Below are 16,024 nucleotides of genomic sequence, written 5' to 3'. Positions count from 1 at the left end.
GGATAGGCCGGTGTCGAGCACAGGCATCTGCCCGATCATGTCGCGCGTTAGGGTGCCTGCTCTCTTCTGCCTCTTTCGGAGTTCACATGACCGCCCCCATCACCGTCCTGCGCGATACCCATCCGCTGCCCGTACTCGATGCCTGCAAATGGGAAAAGCTTGAAGGCGATCCGCACACCGTCAACCTCAACGCTTACACCAGCGAAGACGGCAGCAAGATCATGGGCACCTGGATCTGTACGCCGGGCAAGTGGCGCGTGGACTATGTGAAGTGGGAGTACTGCCATTTCCAGGAAGGTTACTGCATCATCACCCCGGATGGCATGGAGCCGATCCACCTGCGGGCCGGTGACATCTTCGTCGTCGAGCCAGGCATGAAAGGCACATGGGAAGTGGTCGAGACCGTGCGTAAATATTTCGTCTTTGCCTGAAACAAAAAACCGAGAGACCACCCGACATGGTCTTTCGGAAAACAGCTTTCCAAATTGCACAGGTTCTGTGGCCAGCGAGGTATCTGTGGGAGCAAGGTTTGCCCGCGATTACAGGCGATGCGGTCTCTGAGAGAACGAGGTGCCTGCATCGCGGGCAAGCCTTGCTCCCACAGATAATCCCCTCGCCACAAAAAGCCGCCGATGCCCCAGCTCTTATTGCGGCTTGCGATAGCTGTTCACAATCGCTGAAAAGTCCTTGCCGCCCTCGCCCCGCTGACTCATCGCCTGGTACAACTGCTGCGCCACCGCACCCAGCACCACGGGCTGATGAACCTGCCGCGCCGCTTCGGTAGCCAGGCCCAGGTCCTTGAGCATCAGCTCGGCACCAAAGCCCCCGGTGTAGCCACGGGACGCTGGTGCCGTTTCGATCACGCCAGGCCAGGGGTTGTAGGTGTCCGAACTCCAGCAACGGCCTGTTGAGCTGTTGATGATCCCGGCCAGCACCTGCGTATCGATCCCCAAGGCATCGCCCAGGGCCATGGCTTCGCTGACGCCCACCATGGAAATCCCCAGCAGCAGGTTGTTGCAAATCTTGGCGATCTGCCCGGTGCCGACGTCGCCGCAATGCACGATGTTACGGCCCATCTGCGCCAGCACCGGTTGCAGGGTGGCGAACAATTCAGCGGTGGCGCCGACCATGAAGGTCAACGTGCCGGCCGCTGCGCCGCCGGTACCGCCGGAGACAGGCGCGTCGGCCATGGCCACACCTTGCTTGGCGGCTGCGGCGGCAACGTCGCGGGCGGTCTGCGGGTCGATGGTGCTGCAATCCACCGCGGGTGTACCGGCGGCGATGCCGGCCAGTACACCATCTTCACCCAGCCAGACGCTACGGACATGGGCAGCGGCCGGCAACATGGTGATCACCAGGGCCACGCCCTGGGCCGCATCGCGAGGTGAGGCGCTGATGGTGCCGCCCAATGTGGCCAATTCAGCCAGCACCGTCTGGTTCAGGTCGAACAGGTTCAGCGAATGGCCGGCCTTGAGCAGATTACGCGCCATGGGGGCGCCCATGTTGCCCAGACCGATAAATGCAATCTTCATGTCCGGCTCCTTAACGCAGATTGATGGTGGTGTTCACACCGTCATTGACGCTGTCATCATCGAACCAGCGCGCGGTAACGGTCTTGGTTTGAGTGTAGAACTGCACCACTTGTTTGCCGTAGGGGCCCAGGTCTCCGAGCTTCGAACCACGGGAGCCGGTGAAGCTGAAAAACGGCACCGGAACCGGAATCGGAATGTTGATCCCTACCTGGCCGACGTCGATTTCGCTCTGGAATTTACGCGCCGCCGCACCGCTTTGCGTGAACAGGCCGGTGCCGTTGCCGAACGGGTTGGCGTTGACGAGGGCGATTGCCTGATCAAGGGTGTCGACCTCCAGCACCACCAGCACCGGGCCGAAGATTTCTTCGGTGTAAATACGCATGTCGGTCGTCACGCCGGAAAACAGGGTCGGGCCGACGAAGTTGCCTTGCTCGAAACCCGGCACGCTGATGCCACGGCCATCAAGTTCCAGCTTCGCCCCTTGCTGCACACCACTCTCGATCAACTCAAGAATCCGCGCCTTGGCCCGCTTGGAAATGACCGGGCCGACATCCGTGCCTGACTCGCTGCCGGCATTGACCTTGAGCTTTTGCGCCAGCGCCTTGAGCTCCGGCAGCCATTGCTTGGCCGCGCCCACCATGACCACCACCGAAGTGGCCATGCAACGCTGGCCCGCCGCACCGAAACCGGCGCCGACCAGGGCATTGAGGGTCTGTTCACGATTGGCATCAGGCAACACCACCGCATGGTTCTTGGCGCCCATCATCGACTGCACGCGCTTGCCATGGCGGCCCGCCAGGTCATACACGTGGGTGCCGACCGCCGTCGAACCGACGAAGGAAACCGCCTTGATGTCCTTGTGAGTGCAGAGCGCATCCACCACATCCTTGCCGCCATGCACCACATTGAGCACGCCCGGCGGCACGCCGGCCTCAATGGCCAGTTCCACCAGCAACATGGTCGACAACGGGTCCTGCTCCGACGGCTTGAGCACGAAGGTGTTTCCGCAGGCGATCGCCATCGGAAACATCCACAACGGAATCATTGCCGGAAAGTTGAACGGAGTAATGCCCGCACACACACCAATCGGTTGGCGCAGCGTGTAGGTATCGACGCCGCCGGCAACGTTCTCGGCAAACTCGCCCATCTGCAGGGTGCCGATGGAGCAGGCGTGTTCCACCACTTCCAGGCCACGGAAAATGTCGCCCTCGGCATCAGCGATGGTTTTGCCCTGTTCGGCGCTGAGCACGGCGGCGATGCGTTTGGAGTGCTCGCGAATCAGCGCCTGCAGCTTGAGCATGATGCGCATCCGCGCGCCGATGGGTGTCAGCTTCCAGGTCTGGAAGGCACGCTGGGCAGCGGCGATGGCGGCATCCACTTCAGAGGCGGTCGCGAACGGAACCTTCGCCAGTACCTGCTGAGTGGCCGGGTTGACGATGTCGTGCCATTCGCTGGACTGGGATTGAACCCACTCGCCATCGATCAACAGTTTGACGTTTTGCAGCGTGGTGTCGCTGGGCGTAAGGGAAACGTTCATGCTGGCCTCCGGGATTTGTTCTTATAGAGAGCGCTGGTTCAGCACAGATCAAGGTGCATAGACAGACACCTTGGTGATGAGACGGTTTTTGGAGTATAGATGTGCAAACTTCTAATAAGAACGCACATAAAAACCGGTCCATCATGCAAAAAAACATCACCTCCCTGGGGTCGCTGAATTGGGACGACCTCAAGTTTTTCCTCGAAGTGGCCCGCACACGCAAGGCCAGCACGGCAGCCAAGCGCCTGGCCGTCGACTACACAACGGTGTCGCGTCGCATCAGCTCGCTGGAAGCTTCGTTGGGAACGCTGCTATTCGAAAAGTCCCGGACCAACGGTTTTATCCTGACCGCCGAAGGCCAGCGTCTGCTGGGTTACGCCGAGTCGATCGAAAGCACCCTGCACATGGCCTGCGAGCAGGTGTCAGGCTCAGGGATGGCGCTGTCCGGTCACGTACGCATGGGCTGTACCGAGGGCTTCGGCAGCTTCTTCATCACGCCGCAGTTGAGTCATTTCGTCGATGCCTACCCGGCCATTTCGGTGGACATCCTCCCGCTGCCGCACTTCATCAGCCTCTCCAAGCGCGAAGCCGACATCGTCATCGCCCTCGAACGCCCCGAACATGGCCCGTATGTGTGCTGCAAACTTTGCGACTATCGGCTGCAGCTCTACGCCACCCAGCAATACCTGGACAGCCATCCGCCCATCCACCGCCCGGCGGACCTGAGCAAGCATTCGTTCATCAGCTATGTGGATGACCTGGCGTTCAGTTCCGAGTTGCTCTATCTGGCGAACGTACTGCCCGGTGCCCATGCTCATCTGCGCAGTACCAGCGTGATCGCGCAGTTCGTGGCAGCGCAGCAAGGACGATCACTGGCTATTCTGCCGTGCTTCCTCGCGGCCCAGGATCCACGCCTGCTGCCAGTGCTACCGGAGGAAGTCACCGTCACTCGACAATTCTGGATGTACTGCCGCGAGGATTTGAGGAAGCTCAAGCGCATCACCCTGTTGTGGGATTACATCCGCGAAGTGACTGAACAGAACCAGCCACTGCTGATGGGCGAGAGCCGCGAGATGGTGTTCGCCGACTAGTCGGCGATGACCACAATGGCGACGCGACGGTTTTCGGTGCGCCCCTCGACCGTGTCGTTGGAGGCGACTGGCCTGCTGCTGCCCAGCCCGCGCGTTTGAACGTTTTCTTCGCGCATGCCCACCCCAATCAATACCTTGCTCACGCTGTTGGCCCGACGTATCGACAGTTGTTCGTTATAGGTTGGGGAGCCTGATGCGTCGGTATGGCCATCGATCCGCACCCGCTCGATTCCGGCCCCCAGCAGAGCCTTGCCGATTCGCTCGACAATCTCGGTACTGGCCGGGTTGAGGGTTTCCACATCGCTGCCAAACAGTACTTTGCCGGACAGGCCGAAAGCCCATCCCTCATCGGTTAATTCGAACCCTTGTTGTTTGAGCACGGCGACTTGCGCCGGGGTAAGACCTTTTTGAGGTGTCGTCTGGCAGCCGGTCAGGGCCAGAACGGTGATGAACAAAAGCGCGGCGAAGCGCTGCAGGGAAAGTCGAGGATATAGGCGCACGAGTCAGCTCCTGGCTTGAAGATCAGCAACCGGGGGCTCCGCCCCGGCCGTGTGTTGGCCGCCTCTGGCGAGGCGTTTGGCCTGATACATCGCCGCATCGGCGGCATTGAGCAAGGTGCCCGGTGTGGCGCCATGATCGGGGTAAACGGCGATGCCGATACTGAGAGAGGTCAGCACCGAGGCATTACCGGGCAATTGAATGGGCATTTCCATGCTGGCGATGATTTTTTCGGCGATTCGCTCGGCATCCTCGGCCCGGTGCAAGGGTGCGAGCAATACGGCGAATTCATCCCCACCCAGGCGCGCCACCAGGTCACCTTCACGCAATTGCGCCCGGACCCGTGTCGCCACCGCCGTCAGCACCGCATCACCGGCAGCATGGCCGAAGTTATCATTGATACCCTTGAACCGATCACTGTCCAAGTAGAGCACGGCTACCTGTTCGTCGAGCTTGTTGGCATTGCGCAGTGCACGGATCAGTCGGCCTTCGAAAAACGCCCGATTCGGCAACCCGGTCAGGCTGTCATGACTGGCCTGGTGAGCCAGGGTTTCGTTCTCGCTTTGCAGGTGAGTCTGCCAGGACTCCAGTTCATCGAGCAGGGCGTTGAAGTCATTGCCCAGGTTGTCCAGTTCGGCAATAGCGGCCGGCGGTACGCGCCGGTCAAAAGCCCGTTCGCTGCGCGCAGCATGGGCAACTGCGGCAAGGCTGCGCAACGGCCCGGTGATCGCGCGTAACTGACGCCGCGCCAGATACAACGCCACCCAGGCGCTCACCGCCGTGCATAGGACAATTCCCGCCAGGCCGCTGAGCAAAAAACGCAAAAGACTGCCACCATGCCCCGACAGTAGGACTGCACCTATATCCTGTCCCTGATGGATGATTGGCAGCCTGATAGGCTTTTCCAGGAAGGTTTTGGCTATGTGCCTTTCCAATTCCGACAACAAGCCTGTTTCCGGCCGCTGCCAGCTGGCCAGCAATCGCCCGTGCTCATTGAACACCTCGGCATCGGCGACCTCTTCGGTGGAGGCAATCATGGCCAACGCTTCGGTAGCCGCTGTTGAATCATCGAACACCACGGCCGCTTCAACGGTATAGCTGATCGAGCGGGCGATCAGGTGCAGGTTGTGATCGGCATAGACTCGCAACGCAAGTACACCGAGCAACGTCAGGGAGACACTGGCCATGGTGATCGCCACCAACGCGACAATCAGGTGACCGCGACCAATGACCGAGCCCAGTGTGGGACGGATCCGTGCCGTGGGCAGATTCATGGCGCTGCTGGCCTGCGACGTGAAAGCTGCAGAACACTCGGGTGGATGCGCACGCCACTGCGCGCCACCGAATCCAGGTTGACCTCGAACGAGACCTGTTCGTCACCGACCCGCAGGCAGAACAGGCTGCCGACAGTGCACTGATCGCCCCCTTCGCTGATGCTCAATACTGGCTTGCCAATCAAGGACGCAAACAACCGGGTGCGCTCGTCAACGGTCAGCCTGCCGATGTAGACCGCGTTACAGTCAGTGGCGATGCTGGGGTGATCGGCCAGTACCCGTTGCACAGTCACAGGCCGACCGGTGGCCTGGGTGGTGCCCTTGACCAGATCGTCGGTGTATTGGGTCGGACCGACGATGCACAGCTGTAGTTGCGCAGGCTCCACGGGCCAACGAGCGTAGCTGAGAATTCCCAATACGACCTGGGTGACGGATTCGGCCCGCTGTTGAGCCCGAGTCGTGGATGCCAGATCCTGGCCAACCGCCAGAGGCGACAGCAAGCACAGAAGGCTGGCTAGCAAATATTGCCTCCAGCCGCTGCTGTGCACTGCCTCCCGAACAGCCACACTCATGGAAAGTCTCTTGGTCGATGCGATAAGTGCCGGAAAGATAGCACAGTGCCCAAAAGCCAGCGAGATACCGTCCCGCGACGCGTCTGACAGGGAGGGGGCAAAATTGCCGTCAACCGTATTGAGTCGTGGAAGACGATCGCTCAGACAGTTCCTTCCAGCTCCAGCATCAATCCGCTCAGGCGCTTGACCTTGCGCCGGACCGCCTCCTCAAAGACACCCGCTCTGGGTTCTACCAAGCTGAACCACTGCTTGCCCCGAGTAATGGCGGTGTACACCAACTCCTTGGTCAGCACCGGGTTCAGCGCGTCCGGCAGAATCAAAGCCGTATGGGCGAACTCCGAACCTTGGGATTTATGCACCGTCATGGCAAAGACGGTTTCCACGTCATTCAAGCGACTGGGCAGGACGAAACGCACGCCGCCCTGGCCATCGTTACGAGGAAACGCCACCCGCAGAACCTGCTTGCCCGCATCCGGCCCATCACGCTCGGGTAGCTTGAGCGCGATACCGATATCTCCATTCATCAAGCCCAACCCGTAGTCGTTGCGGGTCATCAGGACCGGGCGCCCTTCGTACCATTGGTGATCGCTGTCGATCAGTTGAGCCTTGAGCAGCGCAGTGGTGATTCGTCGATTCAGACCTTCGACACCCCACGGGCCTTTGCGTACGGCACAAAGCAGCTGGAACTCGTCGAAAGCCGACAGGACCTCCCGAGCCCAGTCGGTCCAGCAGCCGTCCTCAAGCGGTCGGGAAATGGCCGGGCGGCGCTGACGCAACAGGCTCAGGTAATGCCGGTAACCCTTCGGCCCTTCTGCCTTTCCATCGAGTAGCAAGCGCTCCAGCGCCCCATCGTGTTCGCCCTTCAGCGCCAGGGAAAACAGGTCGGTGAATTCGCCTTCGACCAGCAGTTGACGGGCCTTTTCCGGCTGTTGCTGGTTGACCCGGCGCGCCAGTTGACCAATCCCACTGCCCTCACCGAAGCGCCGCGAATGCCTGAGCATGACCACTTGCTGGGCCAGGGCATGAGTGCCATCGAGGTCTTGCTGCAGCTCACTGGCCGTCAGGTTTTCGCCGCTGACCGACTCCAGCCAAGCCAGGGTCCGGGGGCTGTACCACCCCTCCTCGGCGTCCCGACACAAATCCCCCAGCACCGCACCGGCCTCAACAGAGGCCAGTTGGTCCTTATCACCCAGCAACACCAGTCGCGCATGAGTCGGCAGTGCATCCAGCAGATTGGCCATCATTTCCAGATCGATCATGGACGCCTCATCGATCACCAGCACATCCAATGGCAAGCGATTGCCCCCATGGTGGCGAAAATGTCGGGTACCAGGCCGACTGCCCAACAAACGATGGACCGTGGTCACATCGCAGGGAATGCGCTCGCGCACGGCTTCAACCACATCGAGGGTGCGGACCTGCTGACTGATGGACTCGGTCAGGCGCGCCGCCGCCTTGCCCGTGGGCGCGGCCAGGCGGATCCGCAGCGGCTTGCCCGCCTCGACAGCAGGCGCCTGAAGCAGGGCGAGCAAGCGCACAACGGTGGTGGTCTTGCCGGTACCCGGGCCGCCAGTGATGATGCTGAAGGCTCCCCGGGTCGCCAGCGCACAGGCCAGCTTCTGCCAATCGATCGGGCCAGCGGCTGTAGCCGGCCCGAACAACCCGTTCAAACGCTCGCGAAGATCACCAGGCGCCGCTTCATGTTCGGCAAGGCGTTGACACAATGCCTCATCGATCCGCCGCTCATAGGCCCAATAGCGACGCAGATAAAGTCGCTTGCCCGATAGCACCAAAGGGCGTTGCCGCGCTTCTTCATGCTCATCGACAGCCAAGGCCACCAAAGCGCTGGCAGCCAGGACCTTGCACCAGTGAGCACCATCAAGTGTCCGTAGTATTTGCGAGGGCAATAGCTCTACGCCGGTTTGGGAGTCGCCTTCAGGCGGCAGCGACAGGGCGAAATCCGGCTCTTTGAGCGTTTCGAACAGGTCCAGGCAGACATGCCCGTGACCCAACTGATGGCTGGTAAGCGCCGCAGCAAGCAGCACCAATGGATCATCCTCAGGCGCGAGTTCATGGAGAAATGCGACGAATGCCTTGTCCAGGGCGCGCAACCATCCTCGTTCGACCCAGCGCGTGAGCAACAGCAGCAAGTCATCCGCACGACTCAGCGGGGCGAGATCCACAAGACTCTCGTCATCTGAGGATTTGGGTAACAGATCGGCAAAAGAACGACTCATAACAGCTCCCCCTGTTCCCAGGCCGGTTGAGCCTTGGGCTCGGGCGTCCCCTGGAACATACGGTCCAGTTGTTCGATCAACGCCCGTGGAGGCTTGGTGAAATAAACGCCCTGACTGGCTGAGCGGGTGCCGCGCAGGAACAGATACAACGCCCCCCCGACATGCCGATCGTAGTCATAGTCGGGCAGACGCGCCTTGAGCTGACGGTGCAGGGCCAACAGGTACAACACGTATTGCAGGTCGTAGCGATTGTCCAGGATTGACTGCTCCATGGCCTGCGCGGTGTAGGCCATGTCATCGGCACCCAGCCAGTTGGACTTGTAATCGGCCACGTAATACCGGCCGTCGTGCTCGAACGTCAAATCGATGAACCCCTTGAACATGCCGTTGAGCAACACCGGCTCAGCGGCCACGCGAGCGACACCGCCATGGGTGAATTGGCAAACCAGTTGGTCGAGCTTGAGCACATCGACCTTGTGGCTGGCAAACCAGAATTCCATCTCGACCTGGAACTGGGACAGGTTCTCAAGCACCACCGGCGCCTGGCCGCCACCTATGTGCATAGGTAGCTTGATCAGGTGTTGCAGCCAGTCGCCCAGAGTGGTGATCCAGCCCTTCCAACCTCGACGGTTGCAGCGCCGGGCTATGGCATCCTCGATGGCGATTGGCGGGGCTTCAAATCCTTCGCCAGCAGCCCACTCGAGAAGGCCATGAAGGAATGTGCCAGGACCGGGACCGCGAGGGAAACGGTGAATATCGCCACCCACGGCCACAATTTCCCTTGGGGCGTCGGGGTCAAGCCGCTCATCGTCGAACAGCTTCTGGGCCTGCGGGTTCTCCGGCGCATCATTGCCGCCCGCACTCAGGCGTTCCCCGATCCGCAAGGCGCTGTAGGAGGCGATCCACCAGTTTTCGCTGGCTTTACGTACCGGTATCAAAGGTTCAAGCAGCACCGCTTCGTTGCGTGGCGGCCGGTAATGCTCGTCGGTGGCCTGGGGCATCTCCTGATAGCTGACCACTGCGCTGCCTTGTTGCAGGTCCTCCAGCCAGCGTCTCAACTCCACCGACTCGACTAACGGCGCACCGCCGCCCAACAGATAGCCCAGTGCGGACAAGTGCAGGATCGAGCTGTTGTTATTGCCCCGTTTGAGATCAGCCACACCCAGCCAGCAAGCATGTTGTGCGCGGGTCAGGGCCACGTAGAGAAGCCGCAGATCCTCGGCCAGACGCTCGTCATCGGCCTTGGCTATCAACTCGGCGGTAGGCTTGAGGCTGATCTGCGCCTTGCAGGCCTCATCGTGATAATGCAAAGGCAATCGACTGCCATCCACCGGTTTCGTCGAACAGATGAAAGGCAAGAAGACCAGCGGATACTCAAGCCCCTTGGACTTGTGAATCGTGACCACCTTGACCAGTTGCTCATCGCTTTCCAGGCGCAGGATCTGTTCTTCGCCAGCCTGCCCGGACAGCGCCAGGTGCTCGGACAGATGCCGAATCAAAGCTTGCTCGCCATCCAGCTCACCGGCAGCCTGTTGCAACAGCTCGCAAAGATGCAGCAAATTGGTCAGCACACGCTCGCCGTCGCTGCGCGCCATCAAGGCCTGGGGCAGCTCGAAATCATGTAGCAGGCGACGCAACATGGGCAACACGCCCTGGGTACGCCAGACCGTACGATAGCCACGGAACTGCATGACCCGACGCTCCCAGGCCAGCTCATCCTGATTGAGATGCTCCAACTCCGTCAGCGCAAGATTCAACGTGATGCTGGCCAGCGCTGCCCGCAGCGGGCGCTCGACATCCGGCTCGGCGCAGGCTCTGAGCCAGGTCAGCAGGTCCCGCGCCTCCTGGGAGGCGAAGACCGAGTCTTTATCAGACAGATAGACACTGCGCACTCCCCGCGCAAACAATTCGTCGCGCACTGCCTGAGCTTCTTTACCGTCACGCACCAGGATGGCGATATCCGCCGGGCGTAATCCTTGAAGCGTCTTTTCATCGACCGTAAAGCCATCGCGCCCCGATTGACCGCCGTTGAGCAAGGCCGTGATCTCACTGGCACACGCCGCCGCCATGTGCTGCCGATACACCGCCCCGGAAAGCGGCTGATCAGAAGACAGGTGCCAGATATTCATTGCGGCAACGGGTAGCCCGGCGATCTGCAAGGACTCCTTGCGCCCTTGGGACTCAACGGGCAGGAACGGCACCGGGTTTTTGCCCGACGTTTCACGAAACAGAAAAGCACCGCGCCCTTTCGGGCGGGATTCGGCGTTATGGAAAATATGGTTCACCGCACTGACCATGGCGTGGCTGGAACGGAAGTTTGTTCCCAGCGTATGCAGCCTGCCGGCAGTGGCTTCTCGGGCGCGCAGGTAGGTATAGATGTCAGCGCCGCGAAAAGCGTAGATGGCTTGCTTCGGATCACCGATCAGGAACAGCCCGGTGTCAGGGTTGCTTTCTGCGATGTGGTAGATGCTTTCGAAGATCCGATATTGAATCGGGTCGGTGTCCTGGAACTCATCGATCAGCGCCACCGGAAACTGTTCGCGGATCAAGCTTGCCAGGCGCTCTCCACCTTCGGCTTGAAGGGCTGCGTCCAGACGCAGCAGCATATCGTCGAAACCCATCTCCGCGCGGCGCCGTTTCTCCGCTTCAAAGCGTGCTCCCACCCATTGCGCGGCATGTTGCAGCACCGCGGCATCGGGGGTGGGCAAGGCTTCCAGGCTGGCCTTGAGACCGGACATGGCGTCCAGCCCGGGATGGCTGGGCACTTCGCCTTTCCAGGCCTCGGCCATGCCCTCGGGAGTCAGGCGTGTGAATCCGCTGCCAATGTCCAACAGTTCAAGGCTTTCGTCCTCCACCCAGGCATTGATTTTCTGGAACCACGGTTCGAAGTACCGAGCCTGCATCTTGCGCCCGTCAACGCTTTTGTTGGCGACGCCTTGCTGGCAGATATCCAGCAGCTCCACGGCCCATTGCCGCCACGGTGCCTTGAGATCGAGCAAGGCGGCACTGCGCTCCTGGAGCGATGCAGCGATCAGTTCGGCCGGTTCAAGTCCCTCAGCAGCATCGCGTTCGCTGGAAAACAGGCCTCTGACTCGCGACAGCAGCGCAGCAGGCCCGCCCCAATGTGTCCGCACCCAGTTCAGTGCTTCCCCTTGCATTGAGTAGCAGAACAGCCGCCAATAGTCGCGCAGCACTTCGCCGAGCAAGTCGCTGTGATCGGTTTCCAGGGTCTGGGTAAACAGGCTACCGCTGTCAAAAGCATGTTCACGCAGCATGCGCTGGCACCAGCTATGGATGGTCGAGACAGCCGCTTCATCCATCCATTGCGCAGCAATGTCCAACCGGTTCGCACAGCCAGACCACTGGGCGGCATCGAACTCATCCCGCAACTCGGCGATCAGCGAGTCCGGGGCAGCAATCTCATCACGAAAGAAACGTGCCGCCTCGGCCAAACGCGTGCGGATACGTTCACGCAACTCCTTGGTGGCAGCGTCCGTAAAGGTCACCACCAGGATTTGCGGAGGAAGTAGCTCGCGACCAAACCCGGTAGCCGGGCCGCCATGCCCCAGTACCAGACGCAGGTACAACGCCGAAATGGTAAAGGTCTTGCCGGTACCGGCACTGGCCTCGATCAATTGACTGCCACGTAGCGGGAAAGACAGGGCGAGTGGAGGCTGATGACTCATGAGTGTGCCTCCTCGCCGGCCAATGAACGCCATGGCGCTTGGAGCAGTGGCCGGTAAAGCGCATCGCACCAGTCGGGAAATGTCTCGTCGGCCGTCAAGGCATCGAAGTCAGCAAACTGCCGGGCCAACGCCGGACTTTCCCGCCGCTCACCTTCAGAGTTTTGCCCGTCGCCTTCGTAGGCTTTTCGGGCAGCCGCATCGGCTTTGGCAGGATCACTCTGGCCGAGCCAGGCAAAGGCAGTCTTCACCGCGACGGGAAGCGGCTGGCGCATACCCGCCTGCCAGGCCTGCAATAGATCGCCGAGCAACCGCCGTGCCACGGGTTCTTCAAAAGGAGCGAGCAGCAAGCTGTCATCACTGGCCACCAATGCCGTCGTCATCGACAGCCCGTTCGCACATGCAACAAGATGATTGATCCAAGGACGAATCAGACGATGCCATTTACGGGTCTTGGGGGAGCCAATACCGTTGGGTATGGCGCTGATGGTGAGAACCGCTCCATCAGCACGCTGGTGCAGGCCACTCAGCCAGCCCTCGACGCTCACGCCATGCAATTGCAAGCTGACGGGCAAGGCACTGGTCAGCGGTGTGGGCCATAACGCCAGAAGCTGCTGGTAACGCTGGAGCAAATCAGGCAAAGGCTCGATCAATTCACGTTGCATGCATTCACCGAAGCCGGCCATCGGTAACAGACCGCTGTTCTGCAGTCTTTTGGCATGAGTGGCCAGTGCCAGATCCGGCTGGTCGAGGCGAACCAAGGCCGCCTCCAGCAAGCTGTCGCTCAGGCTATAGCGTTGCAGCGCATCGAGAACGAAGGGTTCGTCATCCGCCAAAGGGGCCTCGATGGCCTCGAAGAATATTTTGAGTCGTTGACTGAAGAAGTGCCGGACGGGATTGCGCAGGAAGTCCTGCAGTTGCCCAAGGCCCAAGGGCTCTTCCTGAACATAGGGATCCAGCACCTGGCTTTGGGCGGCGTGTTCATGGGCACCGTGAAGCATTCGCCATTCGTTGGCGTAACTGAACAGCGCACTGCCTTGATGAAAATAACGAGCACTGAACGGTTGCAAAGGATGTTCCTGGGTCAGCGCCTCAAGAAGGTCCTTGCTGTCGTCTGCCAACCGCCACCCGCTGGCGAGATGATCCCGCAGTTGGCCCACCAATACTGATGCAGGACGGTCGCTGTTGTCGCGGATGCTGCGACCGACCCAACTGATGTAGAGCTTTTGCCGGGCTGAAAGCAGCGCCTCCAATAACAGATATCGATCATCCTCGCGTCGGGAACGATCGCCCGGGCGATAGTCGCTGCCCATGAGATCGAAATCCAGGGGCTGCTGCGCTCGCGGGTAGTCGCCGTCGTTCATTCCCAGCAGACACACCAGCTTGAAGGGAATCGCGCGCATCGGCATCAAGGTACAGAAGTTGACTGCTCCGGCCAGGAAGCGCTGGGACAGTCGGCCCTGATCCAACCCTGCCAGCCAGGCCTCTCGAACAACAGTCAGGGGCAACTCATCATGCAGGGCAACCGACTCACAGGTTTCCAGCCAGGTTTCACGCAGGTCTTCGAGTTGGGCCAGCAGATAATCGTCATGTTCGTTGCTCGCCTGGAAAAACAGTTGCATCAGATCATGCAGACGCGAGCCCCATTCTTGCGGTGATGCTGGCCGGGTGAGTTCCTGATGAGCAACCTCCAAAGCATCCAGCAACGCAACCAGAGGACCGATCAACGCCGCATCCAGGCCACCGATTTCATCATAAGGCTCGATGCCGTCGTAGGCGTCCGAACTGCCGACGGCATACCCCAGCAACATGCGGCGCAGACCGAAACGCCAACTGTTCTGCTCAAGTTCCGCGGGTAATCCCAGCCCCGCACGATGTTCGGCGCTCATGCCCCAGCGAATACCGGCGCCCTCGATCCAGCGGTGCAGCGTAGGTAAGTCAGCTTCATCGATACCGAACCGCTCCCGCAACGCCGGAACATCGAGCAAATCGAGGATTTCGCTGACCGGAAAGCGGCTATCCGGCAGCTTGAGCAAATGTTCGACAGCGATCAATAACGGGTCACGTCCCCGCTGGCCCTGATCGGTGAGGGTGAAGGGAATGAAACGGGGATCACCTCTATCGAGCTGACCGAACACAGCGCGGATATGCGGTGCATAGCTGTCAATGTCCGGGACCATGACGATGATATCCCGGGGGCGCAGCGCCGGATCCGCACTGAAGTGGGCCAGCAACTGATCATGAAGGATTTCGACTTCACGCTGAGCACTGTGAGCCACGTGGAAACGGATAGAGCCGTCTTGCTCCGTATCGACGGCAGGCCAGTGTTCCCGGGTTTCGTTCAGGGGACGCAGCTCGAGAATGTCATCCTGCAACTGGCTGAGAAGAGTCGTGGGATTCCCTTCGCTGAACAGGTCGATCCGTCCATCACGAAATACCGAGCGATAACTGTTGGGGTCATCGTAGCTATCGAGCAGGTTGATATAGTCGCGCCCCTGCTTGCCCCACGCCGCCAATAATGGATGAGCATGCTGGTGCAAGGTTTGCGGATCAAGGACGACGGGCATTCCGGCCTTGCGGGCCTGGCGTTTGTATTGGTGGCGTAGCAGGTCCTTGTCGGCGACGATATCCGCCCAATGATGGCGACATGGGTTATGGACGCACAGCAGAACCTGGCTGAACCGTGACAGACCCGCAAGGGCTTCAAGGGCTTGGGCCGGCAGAGAAGAAATGCCGAACACTATCACCCGCGCGGGCAGGTTCCTGGGGGCCACTTCCAAACTGTTGATGCGCTCGATATACCGTTGATGAACCCCAGCACGGCTTTGGGCCATGCCTTGCTCCCCGACATCCACCAAAAGGGCCCGCCACAGTTCGGCTTGCCAACAGTTTTCTGGTGCGAGCGGCTTGATTTCGCCTCGGACATTTCTTGTCTGGTGCCGACCTTCCGCCCAGTCCTCCAGCCAATCAGCCCGGTACACCTGGTACTGGTCAAACAGATCGGCAAGGCGCTCGGATAACTGATAACGCTTGCGCAAGTCGGTGTCGTGGGTAAGGAAACGCCGCAGGGGCTCGAAATGGGGCTGCTCGATCAACTGCGGCAGAAGGCGCATCAATCGCCATGTAAGTGGAGCTTTATCAAGCAGCGACTTGGCCGGAATTTCGTCTCGTCCCAGAACCGTTCGATAGAGTTGCCACATGAAACTGCCGGGCAACTGCACATCAACGGCTGCTGCAATACCGCAGCCACCCGCATCGTCGTCTTCTGGATCCTCAGCCAATGCCAGCTTCAACCACTGGGCGATGCCGTTGCTTTGAACCAGCGCAATTTCATTTTCAAGAGGACCCAGCGGATAGCGCCGCATCAAGCTGATCACCAGGCTGCGCAACTCATCCAGGCGATTGCCATGGACCACCATGAAAGCAGGGCTTAAGGACGTCGCGTCCGGCATAAAGGCATCCTTGAAAATGCAAAAGCTAGGGCCGAACCTTAGCACTGTCGGGGGGCTGTGACAGCCGGGACCTGTCCGTGCTTGTCGTAAGAGCTTTCCTGCGGGCAAAACAAAACCCCTACCTGCATCAGCAGATAGGGGTTTCGGA

At 60.2% G+C, this 16,024-nt stretch carries 10 protein-coding genes; 2 read left to right on the top strand and 8 right to left on the bottom strand.

Annotated elements, in window-relative coordinates; translation table 11 throughout:
• The first annotated feature begins 86 nt into the window (after positions 1–86).
• Positions 87–431, top strand: a complete 345-nt coding sequence (locus MA884_RS23650) for a cupin domain-containing protein (RefSeq protein WP_085701337.1) — start codon at positions 87–89, stop codon at positions 429–431.
• A gap of 213 nt (positions 432–644) precedes the next feature.
• On the opposite strand, the gene mmsB is transcribed toward MA884_RS23650, so the two are convergent.
• Positions 645–1,532, bottom strand: a complete 888-nt coding sequence (mmsB, locus tag MA884_RS23645) for a 3-hydroxyisobutyrate dehydrogenase (RefSeq protein WP_139051222.1) — start codon at positions 1,530–1,532, stop codon at positions 645–647.
• A 10-nt stretch (positions 1,533–1,542) separates the two neighbouring features.
• Positions 1,543–3,069, bottom strand: coding sequence for a CoA-acylating methylmalonate-semialdehyde dehydrogenase (locus MA884_RS23640; protein WP_256232780.1), 1,527 nt, complete (start codon positions 3,067–3,069; stop codon positions 1,543–1,545).
• Positions 3,070–3,212: 143 nt separating this feature from the next.
• Between MA884_RS23640 and MA884_RS23635 the strand changes: the two genes are divergently transcribed.
• On the top strand, positions 3,213–4,160 hold the full coding sequence (locus MA884_RS23635) for a LysR family transcriptional regulator (protein WP_256232836.1): 948 nt from the start codon (positions 3,213–3,215) through the stop codon (positions 4,158–4,160).
• Here MA884_RS23635 and MA884_RS23630 read toward each other — a convergent pair.
• The 6 genes from MA884_RS23630 to recC all read right to left on the bottom strand — a co-directional run bounded on the left by MA884_RS23630 (position 4,157) and on the right by recC (position 15,876).
• On the bottom strand, positions 4,157–4,660 hold the full coding sequence (locus MA884_RS23630) for an OmpA family protein (RefSeq protein WP_256232779.1): 504 nt from the start codon (positions 4,658–4,660) through the stop codon (positions 4,157–4,159). The genes MA884_RS23635 and MA884_RS23630 overlap by 4 nt on opposite strands.
• A 3-nt stretch (positions 4,661–4,663) precedes the next feature.
• Entirely contained in the window at positions 4,664–5,932 is a 1,269-nt protein-coding gene (locus MA884_RS23625; RefSeq protein ID WP_256232778.1) for a diguanylate cyclase domain-containing protein, read from the bottom strand.
• On the bottom strand, positions 5,929–6,504 hold the full coding sequence (locus tag MA884_RS23620; protein WP_256232777.1) for a YfiR family protein: 576 nt from the start codon (positions 6,502–6,504) through the stop codon (positions 5,929–5,931). Before MA884_RS23620 ends, MA884_RS23625 begins: the two co-directional genes overlap by 4 nt.
• A 140-nt stretch (positions 6,505–6,644) precedes the next feature.
• Positions 6,645–8,741, bottom strand: coding sequence for an exodeoxyribonuclease V subunit alpha (gene recD, locus MA884_RS23615; RefSeq protein WP_256232776.1), 2,097 nt, complete (start codon positions 8,739–8,741; stop codon positions 6,645–6,647).
• Positions 8,738–12,427 carry an exodeoxyribonuclease V subunit beta gene (gene recB / locus MA884_RS23610; protein WP_256232775.1) on the bottom strand — a complete coding sequence of 1,230 codons (3,690 nt, stop codon included), beginning with the start codon at positions 12,425–12,427 and terminating at the stop codon, positions 8,738–8,740. Before recB ends, recD begins: the two co-directional genes overlap by 4 nt.
• Positions 12,424–15,876 carry an exodeoxyribonuclease V subunit gamma gene (gene recC, locus MA884_RS23605; RefSeq protein ID WP_256232774.1) on the bottom strand — a complete coding sequence of 1,151 codons (3,453 nt, stop codon included), beginning with the start codon at positions 15,874–15,876 and terminating at the stop codon, positions 12,424–12,426. Before recC ends, recB begins: the two co-directional genes overlap by 4 nt.
• Between the last annotated feature and the right edge of the window lie 148 nt (positions 15,877–16,024).

It is taken from the genome of Pseudomonas sp. Q11, assembly GCF_024494355.1.
Taxonomy (GTDB): Bacteria; Pseudomonadota; Gammaproteobacteria; order Pseudomonadales; family Pseudomonadaceae; genus Aquipseudomonas; species Aquipseudomonas hefeiensis.
Note: the sequence above shows the minus strand (reverse complement) of the source record. Positions and strands in the feature narration are given on the sequence as shown.

Coding starts and splice junctions, on each gene's coding strand:
- MA884_RS23650 (WP_085701337.1), top strand. CDS start 87: ATGACCGCCCCCATCACCGTCCTGCGCGATACCCATCCGCTGCCCGTA.
- mmsB (WP_139051222.1), bottom strand. CDS start 1,532: ATGAAGATTGCATTTATCGGTCTGGGCAACATGGGCGCCCCCATGGCG.
- MA884_RS23640 (WP_256232780.1), bottom strand. CDS start 3,069: ATGAACGTTTCCCTTACGCCCAGCGACACCACGCTGCAAAACGTCAAA.
- MA884_RS23635 (WP_256232836.1), top strand. CDS start 3,213: ATGCAAAAAAACATCACCTCCCTGGGGTCGCTGAATTGGGACGACCTC.
- MA884_RS23625 (WP_256232778.1), bottom strand. CDS start 5,932: ATGAATCTGCCCACGGCACGGATCCGTCCCACACTGGGCTCGGTCATT.
- MA884_RS23620 (WP_256232777.1), bottom strand. CDS start 6,504: ATGAGTGTGGCTGTTCGGGAGGCAGTGCACAGCAGCGGCTGGAGGCAA.
- recD (WP_256232776.1), bottom strand. CDS start 8,741: ATGAGTCGTTCTTTTGCCGATCTGTTACCCAAATCCTCAGATGACGAG.
- recB (WP_256232775.1), bottom strand. CDS start 12,427: ATGAGTCATCAGCCTCCACTCGCCCTGTCTTTCCCGCTACGTGGCAGT.
- recC (WP_256232774.1), bottom strand. CDS start 15,876: ATGCCGGACGCGACGTCCTTAAGCCCTGCTTTCATGGTGGTCCATGGC.